Source organism: Brevundimonas sp. VNH65, assembly GCF_049445955.1.
In the GTDB taxonomy this organism is placed as follows: Bacteria; Pseudomonadota; Alphaproteobacteria; order Caulobacterales; family Caulobacteraceae; genus Brevundimonas.
Genome location: NZ_JBMSDX010000003.1, coordinates 27,662 through 43,821 on the forward strand (window position 1 = coordinate 27,662; position 16,160 = coordinate 43,821).

Genomic DNA, 16,160 nt, shown 5'->3' on the forward strand with positions numbered 1-16,160 from the left:
GTCAGGCTCCCAGGACCTTGGTCAGCGATTTGGCGAGGATCTGGATGTCCGCATCCAGCGTCGTCTCGGTCGCGGCGACCAGCAGGACGTCATCCATGCCCGCGCCAGGGTTCAGGCGGCTGTAGGGCACGCCGGCCAGAACATGGTGATCTGCCAGGGTCTGGACCACCTCGGCAGCGCTCTTCGGCAGGCGCACCGCGAACTCGTTGAAGAAGCGCGGGGTCAGGACTTCCACGCCCGGAATGGCCGCCAGCGCATCACGGGTCGCCACCGCCTTCTCGTGGTTCAGCAGGGCCATTTTCCGCAGTCCCGTCTCGCCCAGCAGGCTCATGTGGATGGTGAAGGCCAGGGTGCAGAGGCCCGAGTTCGTACAGATATTCGACGTCGCCTTGTCACGACGGATGTGCTGTTCGCGCGTCGACAGGGTCAAGACGAAGCCGCGACGGCCATCCGCATCCACCGTCTCGCCGCAGTAGCGGCCGGGCGTCTGGCGCAGCAGCTTCTCGCGCGTGGCGAACAGGCCGACATAAGGTCCGCCGAAGTTCAGGGCGTTACCGATCGACTGGCCCTCGGCCGCGACGATGTCGGCGCCCATCTCGCCGGGCGATTTCAGCAGGCCCATGGAGACGGCCTCGGTGACCACGACGATCAGCAGGGCGCCGGCGGCGTGGGCGGCCTCGGCGATCTTGGTCACATCGGTGGCCGTGCCGAAGACGTTCGGGGTCTGGACGACGACGCAGGCCGTGTCGTTGTCGATGGCGGCGATGACGGCGTCCTCGGCGTCCACGGCGGCGGCCAGGGCCTCGGTCTCCACGCCCACCGCGTGAACCACGGTCTCGGTCGCCCGGACATAGTGGGGGTGCACTCCGCCAGAGATGACGGCCTTGTTCCGGCGCGTCACCCGCGTCGCCATCAGCACACCCTCGGCCATCGCGGTCGAGCCGTCGTAGAGGGAGGCGTTGGCCACATCCATGCCGGTCAGGTTCGCAACCTGGGTCTGGAACTCATACAGATACTGCAGCGTCCCTTGGGCGATCTCCGGCTGGTAGGGGGTGTAGGAGGTCAGGAACTCCGACCGCTGGATGATGTGATCCACCGTCGCCGGCACATGGTGACGATAGGCCCCCGCCCCGCAGAAGAACGGGACCGATCCCGCCGCCGCATTCCTGGCCGCCATGCGCGACAGGGTCCGCTCCACCTCCAGCTCACCCGCCACGCGCGGCAGGTCGACGAAGCCGTCGCGCCGGGCGGCCTCGGGCACGTCCACGAACAGGTCATCGACGGATTTCGCCCCGATGGCGGCGAGCATCGCCGTGCGGTCGTCGGGCGTCAGGGGGAGATAACGCATGTTCGGTTCACATTCCGCTTGTCATCCCGGCCGAAGCGAAGCGGAGAGCCGGGACAGGAGGGGCCTTTGATATTTCCGTCCCGGTCGGCCCGCAGGGCTGAACCGGGACAAGGGAAGGATGATCGATGCGTGCCCCGGATGAGCTTCGCTCTCCGGGACCGCGAAGGCGGGAGCCTCGTGCGTCCCGGCTCTGCGCTTCGCTTCGGCCGGGATGACAAGCGCTCCCTGAGAAATCAGAGGGTCGCGAGGAAGGCGTCGTAGGCGGCATGATCCATCAGGGCGTCCAGCTCCGAGGCGTCCGACACCTTGATCTTCGCGAACCAGCCGTCGCCCTGCGGCGCGCCGTTGACGGTTTCCGGGGCGGTCGACAGGGCGTCATTGGCCTCGACCACCTCGCCGGAGACGGGGGCGTAGACGTCCGACGCCGCCTTGACGCTCTCGACCACGGCGAAGCTGTCGCCCTTGGAAACCGTCTTGCCGACTTCCGGCACCTCGACAAACACCACGTCGCCCAGGGCGTCGGCGGCGTGCTGCGAGATGCCGACGGTCGCGATGTCGCCGTCCAGGCTGACCCACTCGTGATCCTTGGTGAACTTCATGGCTGTGTCCTCAGACGGTCTTGGGTTTGCGATAGTAGCGTTGCGGCACGAACGGCGTGTCGATCACCTCGGCGGCGGCGGGCTTGCCGCGCACGATGACCTTCAGCTCCGTGCCCAGGGCCGCGAAGGCCGGCGGGACATAACCCATGGCGATGTTCTTGCCGAGCGACGGCGACGGTCCGCCGGAGGTCACCTTGCCGATCAGGTTTCCATCCGCATCCGCGATCTCGGCGCCTTCGCGGGCCGGGGCGCCCTCCTTGACGACCAGGCCGACCCGCACGCGCGACGGCGCGTCAGCCAGGCCTTTCAGGATGCGGTCGGCGCCGGGGAAGTCCGCGCGCTCCTTGCGCGACTTGGACAGGGCGAAGGTCAGGGCCGCCTCGACCGGGTCGGTCGTCGGGTCGATGTCGTGGCCATGCAGCGGCAGGCCGGCCTCCAGACGCAAACTGTCGCGTGCGCCCAGGCCGATCGGCTTCACACGCGCGTCGCTCAGCAGCAGGGTCCAGATGCGCTCGGAGTCGCTGTTCGGCACGGAGATCTCATAGCCGTCCTCGCCCGTGTAGCCAGAACGCGAGATATAGGCGTCGACCCCGAACAAGGTCATCCGCGCCGAATCCATGAAGCCCATTTCGGCCAGGGCCGGCTCGTGGGCGGCCATGACGGCGGCCGCTTCCGGCCCCTGAATGGCGATCAGGGCGCGATCGGCCAGGATCTCCAGCTTAGCATCGCCCGACAGGTTGGCGTTCCAGAACGCGAAGTCCTCATCCTTGTTGCCCGCGTTGACGACGACGAACAGGCCGTCTTCGTCGGGTTTGCCCGCCATCAGGTCGTCGATGATCCCGCCTTCGGCGTTCAGCAGCAGTGAATATTTCTGCTTGCCCGGCTTCAGGATCGCATAGTCGCCGGGGACGAAGCGCTCGAACTGGGCGATGGCGTCGGCGCCGGTGATGCGGCACTGGCCCATGTGCGACACGTCGAACAGGCCCGCATGCTCGCGGGTCCAGCGATGCTCGGCCAGCACGCCTTCATACTGGACCGGCATGTCATAGCCGCCGAAGCCGACCATGCGCGCGCCCAACGCCCGGTGCGCGGCGTTCAGGGCCGTGGTCTTGAGGGGGGTGTCGCTCATGTCAGGCTCCGGAGTCGCGTCGTGAAGCGGTTTCCCGCCGTCCTCGCGCCCCCGCTGTCCTGAAGCCTGAGAGATTCCGCTCCGGACCTGATCCGGGGCTTGCTCCGTCGGCGCGCCCTATTCCGGCGGACCGGGGGCGACTTTCCAGCGTCTAACGTGCTTCGCGGTCCGTTTGCCTGAGCGTTTCCGGGGCGGTTGCGCCTTCGGCGTCAAAGCCCGGCGCACCGGACCTGATCTCTCCCGCGAGAGCGAACGACCTAAGGCCCCGACTCCGTCTCCAAGTCAAGCGCCGCCGGACCGCAATCAAGGCCTTGTCACGCCTCCGGGGCGCGGCCAGAAGGAGCGATCGCCGGATCTCCGCAAGGAAGCGACATGACCGACCGCCCCAGCTTCGACGCCCACCTCGCCGCCGTTCAGGCGCCGGACGGCCTGAAGACCGTGCTGGAGGTCCTGGCGCAGACCTGCGCCGAGATCAGCGATCTGGTCGCCGGCGGTGCGCTGTCGGGCGTTCTGGGCGCTTCTGGCGCGGTCAATGTGCAGGACGAGGAGCAGAAGAAGCTCGACGTCATCGCCAACGACATCCTGACCGACGCCCTCCTGGCCAGTCCCGTCGTCGCCGGCGTCGGCTCTGAGGAAATGGACGTCACCCAGCCCGCCGCCCACGCCACGGGCGAGTATCTGGTGATGTTCGATCCGCTGGACGGATCGTCGAACATCGACATCAACGCCCCGGTCGGGACGATCTTCTCGGTGCTGAAGGGCTTCTCCCCCACCCCCACTGAGGCCGACTTCCTGCAACCCGGCCGCCGCCAGGTCGCGGCCGGCTACGCCCTCTACGGCGCCCAGACCATGCTGGTGCTGACGACGGGCGCGGGTGTGACGGGTTTCACCCTGGCGGCCGACGGAAGCTGGGTTCTCACTCATCCCGACATCCGCATCCCGGCCGACACGAAAGAGTTCGCCATCAACATGTCCAACCAGCGCCACTGGGCCGGGGGCGTGCAACGCTACATCGCCGCCTGCCTGGAAGGCGCCGACGGCCCGCGCGGGAAGAATTTCAACATGCGCTGGGTCGCCGCCATGGTGGCCGACGTGCACCGCATCCTGATGCGCGGCGGCGTCTTTCTCTATCCGTGGGACCGGCGCGAACCTGAAAAGGCCGGCAAGCTGCGTCTGATGTACGAGGGCAACCCCATGGCCTTCCTGGTCGAACAGGCAGGCGGCAAGGCGACCCTGGACGGCGTGGCGTCGATCCTGGACGTCGTGCCCGAACGCCTGCACCAGCGCATTCCGGTGGCCCTCGGTTCGGCCAATGAGGTCGATCAGATCGCGGCGGCGTAGCAACTTTCTCTGGTGTTGGCGGTCTGCAATCTCCGCCTCCGTGCATCCCGGCGAAGGCCGGGATCCAGACCGCGGACCGCGACGGCCGGCCTTTCGGACCATGGCGGCGGCCCAGGCGACTGCATCTTCCATCTGGACCCCGGCCTTCGCCGGGGTGCGCGGAGGAGAAGAGCCGCCGCCACTCGACCCGACTAAGGCCCAGGTTGGTTTCCAGGCCTTACGCCGTCATCCCTCCAAGGGGCGAAGGCCCGAAACCTCGACTATTGGGCCGCGTAGGCCCTGACCTCGGCGATCCGGGCGGCCTTGTCGGCGTCCGACAGGAAGCTGCCCTCGAAGCTGTTGATGGCCATCTGCGTCAGCTGATCACGCGTCAGCCCCGTCGCCTTGGCCAGTTCAGCGTAGTTGGCGTTCACATAGCCGCCGAAATAGGCCGGATCGTCCGAGTTCAGCGTCACATGCAGGCCGCGCCGCAGCATCTCGGGCACGGGATGGTCCTTCAGGTCGTGGACCACGCAGAGCTTCAGGTTCGACAGCGGACAGACGGTCAGGGTCATCTGCTCGGCCGCCAGTCGCTCGATCAGGCCCTCATCCTCCATCGAGCGGTTGCCGTGGTCCATGCGGTCGATGTGCAGCAGGTCCAGCGCCTCATGCACATAGGCGGGCGGCCCCTCCTCCCCGGCATGGGCGACGAGTTTCAGACCCAGTTCGCGGGCGCGCGCGAACACCCGTTCAAACTTCGACGGCGGATGACCCACCTCTGACGAATCGAGACCCACCCCCTCGATCCGGTCCAGCCATGGCGCCGCCGCCGTCAGGGTCACGAACGCCGCCTCCTCGTCCAGATGACGCAGGAAACAGAGGATCAGCTTCGAGGTCACGCCGAGTTCTGCCTCGGCACGCTCCATGCCTCGCAGCAACCCCTCCATGACCGCCGCCATGGACACGCCCCGGTCCGTGTGGGTCTGGGGATCGAAGAAGATTTCGGCGTGGCGAACATTGTCCGCCGCCGCCCGCTGGAAATAGGCGAAGGCCAGGTCCTCGAAGTCCCGCTCGGTCAGCAGGACATTGGCCCCGGCGTAATAGATGTCGAGGAAGTCCTGCAGGTTCGAGAAATCATAGGCGGCGCGCACGGCCTCGACGCTGTCGAACGGGATCGACACCCCGTTCCTTTGCGCCAGCTCGAACATCAGTTCGGGCTCGAGGCTGCCCTCGATGTGCAGATGCAGTTCCGCCTTGGGCAGGCCGGCGATGAAGGCGTCGAGGTCGGTCATAGTCCGATTTCCTTCGCGAATTCAGGGAGACTCAGCATCTCCACATTCACAGCTTTCGACTGTCTGACCTTGTTGATCAGCTTGCTGTCGGCCGTCAGCATGAGAGCCTGCAGATCTTCCGCATGGGCCAGATAGAAGCAGGCATAGGCCGAATGATCCAGCGCGCGCGATAGGCCGGACGCGCGACGAATGAGCCGCCGAGAAGGCTCCGTATACATGTTCAGCGCCTCGATCAGCTGGACAGCTTCATCGGCCTGATGCGCGTCGATCTCGCCCAGCCGATGCCGCTTCCAGATGATGTTCGCGCACTCGGGAAAGATCAGATCCGGCGCCGACCAGGTGCGAGCGCGTAGCGCGGCCATTGCGATGGCGCTGCCCGGCTCGTCCAGGACGACCTGCACCGCCACGCTCGCATCTACGACAATCATCGACTGTCGCGGTCCTCGCGGATCAGGATTTCGGACGGGATGGTCAGCCGCCCCTTGGTCGCTTCGCGCAGAGCCGCCGCGCGCCGCTCCCATTCCGAGTCGATCCGAGGCGCCAGGGCGCGCCGAAGGATTTCGCGATGCTCGGCCTCTGCCGACTGACCATTGGCTTGCGCGCGCTTCTTCAACGCCAGGGCGATATCATCATCGACATTTCGAACATGCAGATTCACGGGCATCGCCACACTCCTCTGCTAGCAGATATAGCACACCGAAGATCTGCCGCCTACATCCGCTCCGGCGTCTCGATGCCCAGCAGGTTCAGGGCGATGACCAGTTGGTCCAGCGCCGCCTTCGACAGGGCCAGGCGCGAGGCCTTGATCGCCTCGTCCGGCGCGATGAGCACCGGGCAGGCCGCATAGAATTTCGAGAACGACTGGGCCAGCCGATAGGCGTGTTCCGCGATCAGGTGCGGCATCCGCTTGTCATAGGCGTCCGAGACCGCCTGATCGAAGGCGTCCAGCGTCAGGGCCAGGTCGCGCTCGGCCGGTTCGGCGATGACGATCGCGCCCGGCGTCAGGCCCTGGTCGGCCGCCTTGCGCAGCAAGGATTTGATCCGCACCGACTGGTACAGAAGGTAGGGCCCGGTCTTGCCCTCGAAGCTCATGAAGCGGTCGAGGTCGAAGACGTAACTTGTCGTCCGGGCGTTCGAAAGGTCGGCGAACTTCAGCGCCGCGATGGCCACCTTGTGGGCCGTGGCCTCGAACTCCTCCGGCGACAGGTCCTCGCCCAGATGGGCCTCGTTGAGCCGCTCGCGCGCCTTGTCGGTGGCCTGGGTGATCAGGTCGTGCAGTTTCAGCACCCCGCCCGCGCGGGTCTTGAAGGGCTTTCCGTCCGTGCCGTTCATGGTGCCGAAGCCGAGATGCTCCAGCGCGCCTTCGCCCGCGTATCCGGCCAGGCGGGCGGCGCGGAACACCTGCTCGAAATGCTCGGCCTGACGCTCGTCGACGACATAAAGGATCAGATCGGGGTCGATCGACTTGCGGCGGTCCAGAATGGTCGCCAGGTCGGTCGTGCCATACATGGCCGAACCTTCGGACGAGATGACCAGCAACGGCGGCGGGCTGGGCGCCTCGATCACCGAGCCGTCGGCCAGCTTCTTCTTGCGCGTCTCTCCCGGCCCGGCGACATGGACGACGCGCGCCCCGCCATCCTCGACCAGCAGGCCGGTCGCCTCCAGATGAGCGATCATCTCGGGCATCAGCGGATCAGCGTCGGATTCGCCGTTCCACAGGTCGAAGGTGACCGACAGGGCAGAAAACTCGCGCTCCAGCGCCGTGCGGCTGACGGCGACGAAATGCTTCCACAGGGCGCGATAGCCGGGCCGCCCGGCCTGCAGTTCCGCCGTCGCCTTGCGGGCGCGGTCGCGATAGTCGGCGTCTTCCTTGGCGCGGCCGGCGGCCAGAGGATACAGCCGCTCCAGATCTTCCAGCGACACCGGGCTTTCGGCCGGGAACGGTCCGTCGCCCTCGACCAGGAAGGCGTCCGCCCTCCCCTCGTCGCCCGTGGCGACGATCAGCAGCCCCATCTGGAAACCCCAGTCGCCGAAATGGGCGTCGCCCCAGACCGTGTCGCCCCGGAAGCGGAACAGCCGCTTCAGGCTCTCGCCGATGATGGACGAGCGCAGGTGGCCGACGTGCATCGGCTTGGCCACGTTTGGCCCGGCGTAGTCGATCACGACCTTGCGCGGCGCAGCGACCAGAGAGGCGCCTGCATGGTCGGCGTCGGCGGCGACATCCGCCGCGCGCTTCGCCAGGGCTGCGTCCGCCAGCTTGAAGTTGATGAAGCCCGGTCCCGCCACCTCGACAGAGGTCAGGCGCGGATCGCCGGACAGACGCTCGGCCACACGTCCCGCCAGATCGCGCGGATTGGCCTTCAGCGCCTTGGCGGCGGCCAGGGCGCCGTTGGACTGGAAGTCGGCCAGATCCGGCCGGTCCGACGTGGTCACGCGCGCGACGGCCGCGTCCACGCCTTCGGCGGCGAAGGCGGCCGCGACCGCTTCGCCCAGCTCCGTCTTGAGGTCGGTCATTGTCCGGCGGGCGCCGCGCTGCCGGCGGTGACGCGGAAACGGCTGCCGCTGCGGTTGAACTCCGCCATCTCCGGCGTCACGTCAAAGCCGATCAGCACCTCGAAATTGCCCCCGCTCACCGTGGTCGAGGCGCGAGGAATGACGACGGTGCGTTCGATCTCGGCGCTGGCGGTCTGGCCGCCTTTGAAGTCGACGGGGATGTCGAAATATTCCTTGGCCAGGACGGCGGTGTTCCGCTCGGTCACCGCCACCCAGTAACGATAGGTGCGCTGATCCCCGGTCGCCTGGGCGCCGCGCCCGAAATAGGCCAGAGCGTTGATCTCGACGGTGATCGGTTCATCGCCGCGATAGCTGCAACCGGACCGCACGCCCTGAAGCTCGCCGGTGTAGCCGATGTTGGCCAGGGCGGGCTGGTTGTTGGCGATCTCCACATAGCGGGCGGCGTCGTAGAGGATTTTGACATACGGGCACGGACCGGCGTTGGCGCGCTGGCGCAGCACGCCCAGCCGGGCGGGGCGCCGCTCCTGTTCTTCCTCCTGGGCGCCCTGTCCGCCCTGCGGACGCTGGCGCTGGCCGGTCTGGGCTTCGGCGGAGGTCAGGGCGCCGAATGACAGAGCCGAAACGGCGGTCATGAGCGCGAGGGAGGAGGCGAGGACGCGACGCATCAGGGACGGTATCCGACAGGCGAATGGAAGACGCGGCCGTGGCCCGATCCGCGAGCCCGCCACGCTGGGTGCTGATAGCGGCTAAACCGAGGCGCGGCAAACGGCGGGGCGGTCTGGCGCGCGGTTTCCATGGCGGCGACCGGCCCGAACGACTAGATTGGCGGCATGGACGCCCCTGCCTTCCTCAACCCTTCGCCGACCAAACCCCCGCTGAACGTACGCCTCGCCACGCCACGCGGCTTCTGCGCCGGGGTGGATCGCGCCATCCAGATCGTCGAGCGCGCCATCGAGCGGTTCGGCGCGCCGGTCTATGTCCGCCACGAGATCGTGCACAACAAACATGTGGTGGAACGGCTGAAGGCGCTGGGCGCCGTCTTCGTGCGTGAACTGGACGAGTGTCCGGATGATCGTCCCGTCGTGTTCTCCGCCCACGGCGTGCCCAAGGCCGTGCCTGCCGCGGCGCGCAAGCGGGAGATGCTGTTTCTCGACGCCACCTGCCCCCTGGTGTCCAAGGTCCACGTCGAGGCGGAGCGTCACCATGCGGCCGGCCGTCGCATCCTGCTGATCGGCCACGCCGGCCATCCCGAGGTCATCGGCACGATGGGCCAGTTGCCGGACGGCGCCATCACCCTGATCGAGACCGTCGAGGACGCGCTGGCCTTCGCGCCCGACGACGACCGGCCCCTGGCCTATGTCACCCAGACCACCCTGTCGCTGGACGACACGGCCGAGATCGTGCGGGTTCTGAAGCAGCGGTTCCCCGACCTGCCCGACCCGCACAAGGAAGACATCTGCTACGCCACCACCAATCGTCAGGAGGCGGTGAAGCAGTTGGCCGACGGCTCGGACCTCGTCTTGGTGGTGGGATCGCCCAACAGCTCCAACTCGGTCCGGTTGGTCGAGGTGGCGCGTCGCGCCGGCGCCACCCAGGCCAAGCTGGTCGACGACGCCTCCCAGGTCGACTGGCGGTGGTTCGACGGCGTCCGCACCGTCGGCATCACCGCCGGCGCCTCGGCGCCCGAGCCCCTGATCCAGGCCCTGATCGCCGCCATCCAGGAACGGTTCGACGTCACCCTGTCCGACGACCCCGGTCAGCGGGAAACCGTCACCTTCAAACTGCCGCGGGCGCTGACGGCTTAGCCGCCCACGAAATCCTGGGCGAACTCGGGCGCATCGCCGTCCTCGATCGGGTCTTCGTCATCGCCGCCCAGCGCCCGCGACGGATCCGGCGTCTCGAAACCGGCGGGCAGCGACAGGTCCAGCAGACCGGCCGCCTTCATCTCCGCCACCCCGGGCAGATCATCCAGCCGCGCCAGGCCGAAATGCTCGAGGAACCGGTCCGCCGTCGCATAGGTGACAGGCCGCCCCGGAGTGCGTCGACGCCCTCGCAGGCGCACGAATCCCATCTCCAGCAACAGGTCCAGGGTCCCCTTGGAGATGGAGACGCCCCGCACGCTCTCGATCTCCGCCCGGGTGACCGGCTGGTGATAGGCGATGATGGCCAGGGTCTCGAGCGCGGCCTTGGACAGACGGCGCGGCTCCTCGCGCTCCTCGGTCATCAGGAAACCCAGATCCTCGGCCGTCTGGAACCGCCACCGTTCAGCCACCTCGACCAGTTCGACACCCCGGCCGAGGTAACGGGTTCGCAGCGCAGCCAGGGCGCCGCCGACATCAGCCCCTTCGGGCAGGCGACGCGCGATTTCTGCGACCGACAGCGGACCGGCGGCGGCGAACAGCAGCGCCTCCACGCGCCGTTCGATCTCGGCCAGGTCCGGAGTGAAATCGAGGGTCATGGCGTCAGTTCCAGGGGCAGACCCTGCCCCCGACGTTTCAGCCAGACGTCCCCGAACGCCGCCTCCTGGCGCACGTCCATCGCCCCCTCCTTCACCAGTTCCAGACTGGCCGACAGGGTCGAGGCGACATAGCTGGCCTGACTGGGCCCTTCACCGCCGTCCCGTTCCGGCGCGATGGCCGACAGGGTGGTCCAGGCCTCCAGCCGGGGCATGACCTCGCGCAGCCAGTCGCGCGCCGCCTCCAGCGGAAAGGCCTCGACGCGACGACCGGGGTTGTACTGGCGCGCCTGCTCCCGGCGCCGCTGGGCCACATAGGCGGCCATCAGCTCATACAGACTGGCGTCGACACGGTCGGACGGCACGATCACCGTCGCCTGCGGGTCGCCGCGCGTGAACACGTCGCGCTTGAGTTGCGGCCGCTCCAGCAGGGCGTCCGACGCCTTGCGCATGGCCTCCAGCTTCTGAAGCCGGAAGGCCAGCTGCGCGGCCATCTGCTCGGCCGGCGGCTCATCGCCCTTGGCCTTCTCCGTGCGCGGCAGCAGCAGCCGCGACTTGAGGTAGGCCAGCCAGGACGCCATCACCAGATAGTCGGCCGCCAGAGCGAAGTTGCGCCGCCGCGCCTCGTGCACGAACGCCAGATATTGCTCGGCCAGTTTCGTGATCGACAGCTTCAGCAGATCGACCTTCTGCGTCCGCGCCAACGCCAGCAGGACGTGGAGCGGCCCCTCATACCCGTCCAGATCCACCACGAAGGCCTCGCGGTCTTCGGCCGCCTCCACGGCGGTGAAATCCAGATTGGGCTGGAAGGCCTCGGTCATGAGGGCGCCTGCGCCTCCCCGACATCGGGCCCCTTGGCGGCGTTCAGACGTCCCGCCAGCATGGCGTCGAAGCGCGCCCGCGCCTCCCGCTCGTCCAGCGGTTCGGGATCGCGAACGATCCGCGCCAGGGCCGCCTCCGCCCGCCGCGCCGCGCCGCCCTTCAGCTTGCCGACCCCTTCGGCCACCTGACGCATCTGGTCCAGATCGCCGTTCCAGTGGATCACCAGATCGCAGCCGGCCTTCAGCGACTTTTCCGCCCGCTCGGTCAGCGAGCCGCTCAGCGCGTTCATCACCAGGTCGTCAGACAGCAGCAGACCGCCGAACCCCAGCTCTTCCCGGATCAGCCGGATCGCCCGTTTCGACTGGGTGGCGGGGCGCTTCCTGTCGATGGCGGTGAACACGATGTGCGCCGTCATTCCGATCGGCATGTCCGACAGCGCCCGGAACGGGACGAAGTCCCAGGCGGACAGGTGCTCCAGGTCGGCGTGAACCGTCGGCAGTTCCTTGTGGGTGTCGGCGAAGGCGCGGCCGTGGCCGGGCATGTGCTTGATCACCGGCAGCACGCCGCCCGCCATCAACCCCTCGGCCACGGCGCGGCCGATCTGGATCACGCTCGCCGGGTCGGGGCCGTAGGCCCGGTCGCCGATGATGTCGTGGGCGCCCGCTACCGGCACGTCCAGCACGGGGGCGCAATCGATGTTGATCCCGACCGCCCGCAGGTCGTGCGCCATCAGCCGTCCGCCCAGCCGCGCCAGTTCGCGTGCCGTCAGCGGATCATTGGTCGCCTTCAGAAGGGCTTCGCCCGGCGGGTATTTCGGCCAGTGCGGCGGGCCCAGCCGCTGCACCCGACCGCCCTCCTGATCGACCAGGATCGGCGCGTCCCGGCCGACGCTGTCGCGCAGGGAGTCCGTCAGGCGACGCACCTGGTCCGGGCTTTCCACATTGCGGCGGAACAGGATGAAGCCCCACGGCTTCTGCTCGGCGAAGAACGCCCGCTCCTCGTCGCCGAGAACCGTCCCGTGACAGCCGTAGATGGCGGCCGTGGTCACCGGGTCAGCGCACCAGGCAATCGCCGCCGCCGGCCTTGATGGCGGCGCAGAAGGCCTGGGCCCGCTCGCGGCTGAGGCCGTAGAAGGTGGTGCGATAGACCGTCGATCCGTTGGCCGCCGTCACCTCCTGCACGCGCTTCTGCGCGCCGCGCGCGAACTGCGGGAAACGCCCCGCGACGGACGCATACTCGCGGTCAGCGATCGCGGTCGATGAAAACGCGCCGATCTGCACCGCCGAGGTTCCGGTCGCCGCGGCGGGCGGCGTCGGCGCGGAGGTGGTCGGCCGTTCGACGCGCGCCGGGCCGGCCGTATCCTGTTTCTCGACGGCCTTGGGCGCGGGCGGCAGCTGGGTTTCGACCGGCGGAAGGGCCTTGGGCGCCGGGCGCGGCTGGACCTCTTCGGGCGGCGGCGCGAACTGGGGCGTCTCCGTGGCCGGGTCGGCGCTGCCGCGATAGACCTGAACATCGGCGTTCGGATCGACCGGCTGAGCCTCCTCGGGGGCCTGGACCTTCAGTTCACCGACCGGGGTCCCCACGGCCGGCGGCACGTCCTGCGACGCCCGCAGCCCGGACCGATAGAACAGCACCACCGCGATGATCAGCACCAGCAGCACGGCCGCGCTGACGATCAAGGTCACCGGCGGCGCCTTGGACGGCGGCGTGCGGCGCGCGTCGAACCCGCCGCGGTTGAACGGGAGATCATCGGTCGGCGGCGTATAGGCGCCCCGATCCCGGTCGTCCTGCGGTCTGTGGTCGTCGTGGGACATGGCGGCGGCTCCGGCGGTCGTCGATCCGCGCGAATCGATGCGCGGCCTCGCAGTCTAGCGCGCACGACGACCCGGGCGAATCACAGAACGCCCGATTTCACAGGTCCAGCGCGGAATCCAGGTTGAACAGCCGGCGATGCTCCTCGATCGCGAACCGGTCGGTCATCCCGGCGATATAGTCGCAGACGGCCCGGGCGCGGCGCACCGGATCGTCCGTCATCGCTCGCGCCGACCATTCCGGCGGCAGGATCTCCGGCTCGGCCACGAACAGATCGAACATCTCCGCCAGGATGCGGCGCGCCTGGCTGCGGATGCGATTGACGCGATAGTGGCGATACATGCGCTCATACAGGAATCGACGCAGGCCGCCGAGTTCCGCCAGCATGCCGGCGGAAAAGGCCACCATCGTCCGGCGGGCGCCCCGCACATCGTCCAGGCTGGTCACGCCGTCTTCGGCCAGCCGCCGCTCCGTCTCGGCCAGAACGTCCTCGACCATGACCCCGATCATGCGCCGCACGGCCTCCAGCCGCGCCATGCGCGCATCCAGCCCCGGCCAGTCGCGCCACACGCCCGCCAGCACGGGCCCGATCAAGGGAACCGCGGCCAGTTCGTCCAGGCTCAGCAGCCCGGACTGAACCCCGTCGTCCACATCATGATTGTTGTAGGCGATGTCGTCGGCGATGGCGGCGACCTGGGCCTCCAGCGAGGCGAAGCCACCCAGATCCAGATCCAGCTCCGGCCGCCCGGAGGCATAGTCGGCGATGGCCCGCCACGCCGGTTCGTCCAGACGCTGCGACACCGGCCCGTTGTGCTTGACCACCCCCTCCAGCGTCTCCCACGTCAGATTCAGCCCGTCGAAGGCCGGATAGCGGGCCTCCAGCCGCGTGACGACGCGAAAGGTCTGGACGTTGTGGTCGAACCCGCCCCAGCCGGCCATGCGCGCCTGAAGCTCGTCCTCGCCGGCATGGCCGAACGGCGGGTGGCCCAGGTCGTGGGCCAAGGCGATGGCCTCGGCCAGATCCTGATCCAGCCCCAGGGCATGGGCCAGGGACCGGGCGATCTGGGCCACCTCCAGGCTGTGGGTCAGGCGGGTGCGGTAATGGTCGCCTTCATGGGCGACGAAGACCTGGGTCTTGCCCTTCAGGCGGCGAAAGGCGGTGCAGTGGATGATGCGGTCGCGATCGCGGGCGAAGACGCTGCGGGTGCGGCTGGCGGGTTCGGGGCTGAACCGCCCGCGCGTGGCTTCCGGCCGCGCCGCGAACGGCGCCCGTGATCCCGACGGAAACGCGATCTGATCCAAATGTCGACGTCCAAGACCCGGCGGCCTTTGCGAACCGCCCTTCCCGCCTCATATAGGCAGGCGTGAGCACCGTCCAATCGCCCCCCCTGTTCGAACTGTCCCTCGGCCGCGCCGCGCCCGAAGGCATCGTGCTGGCCGCCAGCGCGGCGAAGCGGCTGGCGCACCTGTCGGCGGCCGAGGGCAAGGCCCTGATGCTGCGCGTCGCTGTCGAGGGCGGCGGCTGCTCCGGCTTCCAGTATCAGCTCGACCTGGTCGAAGCCGCCGAGGACGACGACCTGCGTATCCGGGCCGATGGTCAGACCGCCCTGATCGACCCGGTGTCCGTCCCTTTCCTCAAGGGATCCGAGATCGCCTTCGTCGACGAACTGGCCGGCGCCCAGTTCGTGATCCGCAACCCCAACGCCGCCACCAGCTGCGGCTGCGGGGTCAGCTTCTCGATCTGACGGGCTATCTCCGAGGCGGGCGTCCCAAGAGAAAAACTGCAATCGCCCGCAGATATAATCCGGCTGGGTTTGCGGGATATCACCCTAGGTTCTCGCGCAGTTCGCCACAGCAACCGCGAGACACTCGATGTCCAGTCAGCCTACCCTTTCGGCCTCCGCTCTCCCGACCCCGCCCGCTCATCGAAAGGTGGTGACCGAGGTCACGGGCGTCTTCTCCCTGCCCTGGCAGATCGCCCGTGACGAAGGCCTGTTCGCGGCCGAAGGCGTCGAGGTCGAATTCCGCCAGGCGCCTTCGTCGATCGAGACGCGCTTTCCGGCTACGGATCTCGACTACATCGAGGACCATCGTCTGGTTCCCGCCCTCGCCGGCCATACGGAACTCGAAGCCAAGAAGGTCGATGTCTATCGCGCCTGCGAGTGGGGCCAGGTGCGGCGGTCGCAGGACAGCGGCCACGGGCGGATCATCTCGAAACGCTCGGCCGTCGTCTCCCAGGCCATCTTCTCGGCGCCGGGCTCGCGCTTCACCCACCCCCAGACCCTGGCCAATGAACGGGTGGCGGTGCGTTTCCATCACGGTTCCCACTACGCCGCGCTGCAGTCCCTCGAAGGCTTCCTGAAACCCGAAGAGATCCGCCTGGTCCACCTCAGCCATGTGGACGGCTACGAGGCCGTCCGACGGGGCGACATCGCCGCCGTGACCCTGATGGAGCCCTGGATCACCCTGGCCGAGAAGGAGGGCTTCCAGCGCATCATCGAGACCCACTATCAAGGCTCCGAGATCGCTTCTCCGGACGTCGATCCCGAAACCTGGGCGGCGGTTCATCGGGCGGTGAAAGTCGCCACCGATCGCCTGAAGGCCGACAAGAAGAAATATCTTCACTACCTCATCGCGGCCCTGCCCGAGCAATATCGCGACCTCATCAGCGAAGACGATTTCCACCTGCCGCGTCTGCTCTTCGTCGACCCCGCGCCGTATGACGAGAAAGAGTTCCAGCAGACCTACGACTGGCTTGTCGGCTGGGGTCTGATCGCGCCGGATTCCGACTTCACCGATCTGGTGGACAACCGCGTCCGCGCCGCCGCCTGAGCCGACCGGGCCGGCCGCCTGCTCCGCATAGCGAGGC

17 protein-coding genes and 1 riboswitch are annotated in these 16,160 nt (G+C 68.1%); of the genes, 4 read left to right on the forward strand and 13 right to left on the reverse strand.

The window, feature by feature from the left end; genetic code table 11:
- Position 1 precedes the first annotated feature (1 nt).
- From gcvPA to gcvT, 3 genes are all read right to left on the reverse strand, one after another.
- Positions 2-1,348: an aminomethyl-transferring glycine dehydrogenase subunit GcvPA gene (gene gcvPA / locus ACO2Q1_RS07130; protein WP_423328800.1), complete on the reverse strand. Its 1,347-nt coding sequence runs from the start codon at positions 1,346-1,348 to the stop codon at positions 2-4.
- 233 nt (positions 1,349-1,581) lie between these two features.
- Positions 1,582-1,947: a glycine cleavage system protein GcvH gene (gene gcvH, locus ACO2Q1_RS07135; RefSeq protein ID WP_423328801.1), complete on the reverse strand. Its 366-nt coding sequence runs from the start codon at positions 1,945-1,947 to the stop codon at positions 1,582-1,584.
- Between the two features lie 10 nt (positions 1,948-1,957).
- Positions 1,958-3,076, reverse strand: coding sequence for a glycine cleavage system aminomethyltransferase GcvT (gcvT, locus tag ACO2Q1_RS07140; protein WP_423328802.1), 1,119 nt, complete (start codon positions 3,074-3,076; stop codon positions 1,958-1,960).
- Between the two features lie 154 nt (positions 3,077-3,230).
- Positions 3,231-3,329, reverse strand: a riboswitch (glycine riboswitch).
- Positions 3,330-3,448: 119 nt separating this feature from the next.
- Between gcvT and ACO2Q1_RS07145 the strand changes: the two genes are divergently transcribed.
- Positions 3,449-4,417, forward strand: coding sequence for a class 1 fructose-bisphosphatase (locus ACO2Q1_RS07145; protein WP_423328803.1), 969 nt, complete (start codon positions 3,449-3,451; stop codon positions 4,415-4,417).
- A gap of 260 nt (positions 4,418-4,677) precedes the next feature.
- Here ACO2Q1_RS07145 and ACO2Q1_RS07150 read toward each other — a convergent pair whose 3' ends face one another.
- The 5 genes from ACO2Q1_RS07150 to ACO2Q1_RS07170 are packed head-to-tail and all read right to left on the reverse strand — an operon-like array spanning position 4,678 to position 8,867.
- On the reverse strand, positions 4,678-5,688 hold the full coding sequence (locus ACO2Q1_RS07150) for an adenosine deaminase (protein WP_423328804.1): 1,011 nt from the start codon (positions 5,686-5,688) through the stop codon (positions 4,678-4,680).
- Positions 5,685-6,209 carry a type II toxin-antitoxin system VapC family toxin gene (locus tag ACO2Q1_RS07155; RefSeq protein ID WP_423328805.1) on the reverse strand — a complete coding sequence of 175 codons (525 nt, stop codon included), beginning with the start codon at positions 6,207-6,209 and terminating at the stop codon, positions 5,685-5,687. The genes ACO2Q1_RS07150 and ACO2Q1_RS07155 overlap by 4 nt, the downstream gene beginning before the upstream one ends.
- Positions 6,113-6,352, reverse strand: coding sequence for a FitA-like ribbon-helix-helix domain-containing protein (locus ACO2Q1_RS07160; protein WP_423328806.1), 240 nt, complete (start codon positions 6,350-6,352; stop codon positions 6,113-6,115). The genes ACO2Q1_RS07155 and ACO2Q1_RS07160 overlap by 97 nt, the downstream gene beginning before the upstream one ends.
- A gap of 47 nt (positions 6,353-6,399) precedes the next feature.
- Positions 6,400-8,202, reverse strand: coding sequence for an arginine--tRNA ligase (gene argS, locus ACO2Q1_RS07165; RefSeq protein WP_423328807.1), 1,803 nt, complete (start codon positions 8,200-8,202; stop codon positions 6,400-6,402).
- Positions 8,199-8,867: a Tat pathway signal sequence domain protein gene (locus tag ACO2Q1_RS07170; RefSeq protein ID WP_423328808.1), complete on the reverse strand. Its 669-nt coding sequence runs from the start codon at positions 8,865-8,867 to the stop codon at positions 8,199-8,201. The genes argS and ACO2Q1_RS07170 overlap by 4 nt, the downstream gene beginning before the upstream one ends.
- Positions 8,868-9,032: 165 nt before the next feature.
- Between ACO2Q1_RS07170 and ispH the strand changes: the two genes are divergently transcribed.
- Entirely contained in the window at positions 9,033-10,007 is a 975-nt protein-coding gene (gene ispH / locus ACO2Q1_RS07175) for a 4-hydroxy-3-methylbut-2-enyl diphosphate reductase (protein ID WP_423328809.1), read from the forward strand.
- Here the strand turns inward: ispH and scpB are convergent.
- The 5 genes from scpB to ACO2Q1_RS07200 form a co-directional block, all read right to left on the reverse strand.
- Entirely contained in the window at positions 10,004-10,660 is a 657-nt protein-coding gene (gene scpB, locus ACO2Q1_RS07180; RefSeq protein ID WP_423328810.1) for an SMC-Scp complex subunit ScpB, read from the reverse strand. The two genes, ispH and scpB, sit on opposite strands and share 4 nt — an antisense overlap.
- Positions 10,657-11,478: a segregation and condensation protein A gene (locus ACO2Q1_RS07185; protein ID WP_423328811.1), complete on the reverse strand. Its 822-nt coding sequence runs from the start codon at positions 11,476-11,478 to the stop codon at positions 10,657-10,659. The genes scpB and ACO2Q1_RS07185 overlap by 4 nt, the downstream gene beginning before the upstream one ends.
- Positions 11,475-12,527 (reverse strand): beta-N-acetylhexosaminidase, encoded by a 1,053-nt coding sequence (gene nagZ / locus ACO2Q1_RS07190; protein WP_423328812.1) that lies wholly within the window; start codon positions 12,525-12,527, stop codon positions 11,475-11,477. Before nagZ ends, ACO2Q1_RS07185 begins: the two co-directional genes overlap by 4 nt.
- A 4-nt stretch (positions 12,528-12,531) precedes the next feature.
- Entirely contained in the window at positions 12,532-13,293 is a 762-nt protein-coding gene (locus tag ACO2Q1_RS07195; protein WP_423328813.1) for an SPOR domain-containing protein, read from the reverse strand.
- Positions 13,294-13,390: 97 nt separating this feature from the next.
- Positions 13,391-14,584 carry a deoxyguanosinetriphosphate triphosphohydrolase gene (locus ACO2Q1_RS07200; RefSeq protein WP_423329040.1) on the reverse strand — a complete coding sequence of 398 codons (1,194 nt, stop codon included), beginning with the start codon at positions 14,582-14,584 and terminating at the stop codon, positions 13,391-13,393.
- 104 nt (positions 14,585-14,688) lie between these two features.
- Here ACO2Q1_RS07200 and erpA point away from each other — a divergent pair, with 104 nt between their 5' ends.
- Positions 14,689-15,036, forward strand: a complete 348-nt coding sequence (gene erpA, locus ACO2Q1_RS07205) for an iron-sulfur cluster insertion protein ErpA (protein WP_423329041.1) — start codon at positions 14,689-14,691, stop codon at positions 15,034-15,036.
- A 127-nt stretch (positions 15,037-15,163) separates the two neighbouring features.
- Positions 15,164-16,123, forward strand: a complete 960-nt coding sequence (locus ACO2Q1_RS07210; RefSeq protein ID WP_423328814.1) for an ABC transporter substrate-binding protein — start codon at positions 15,164-15,166, stop codon at positions 16,121-16,123.
- Positions 16,124-16,160 lie beyond the last annotated feature (37 nt).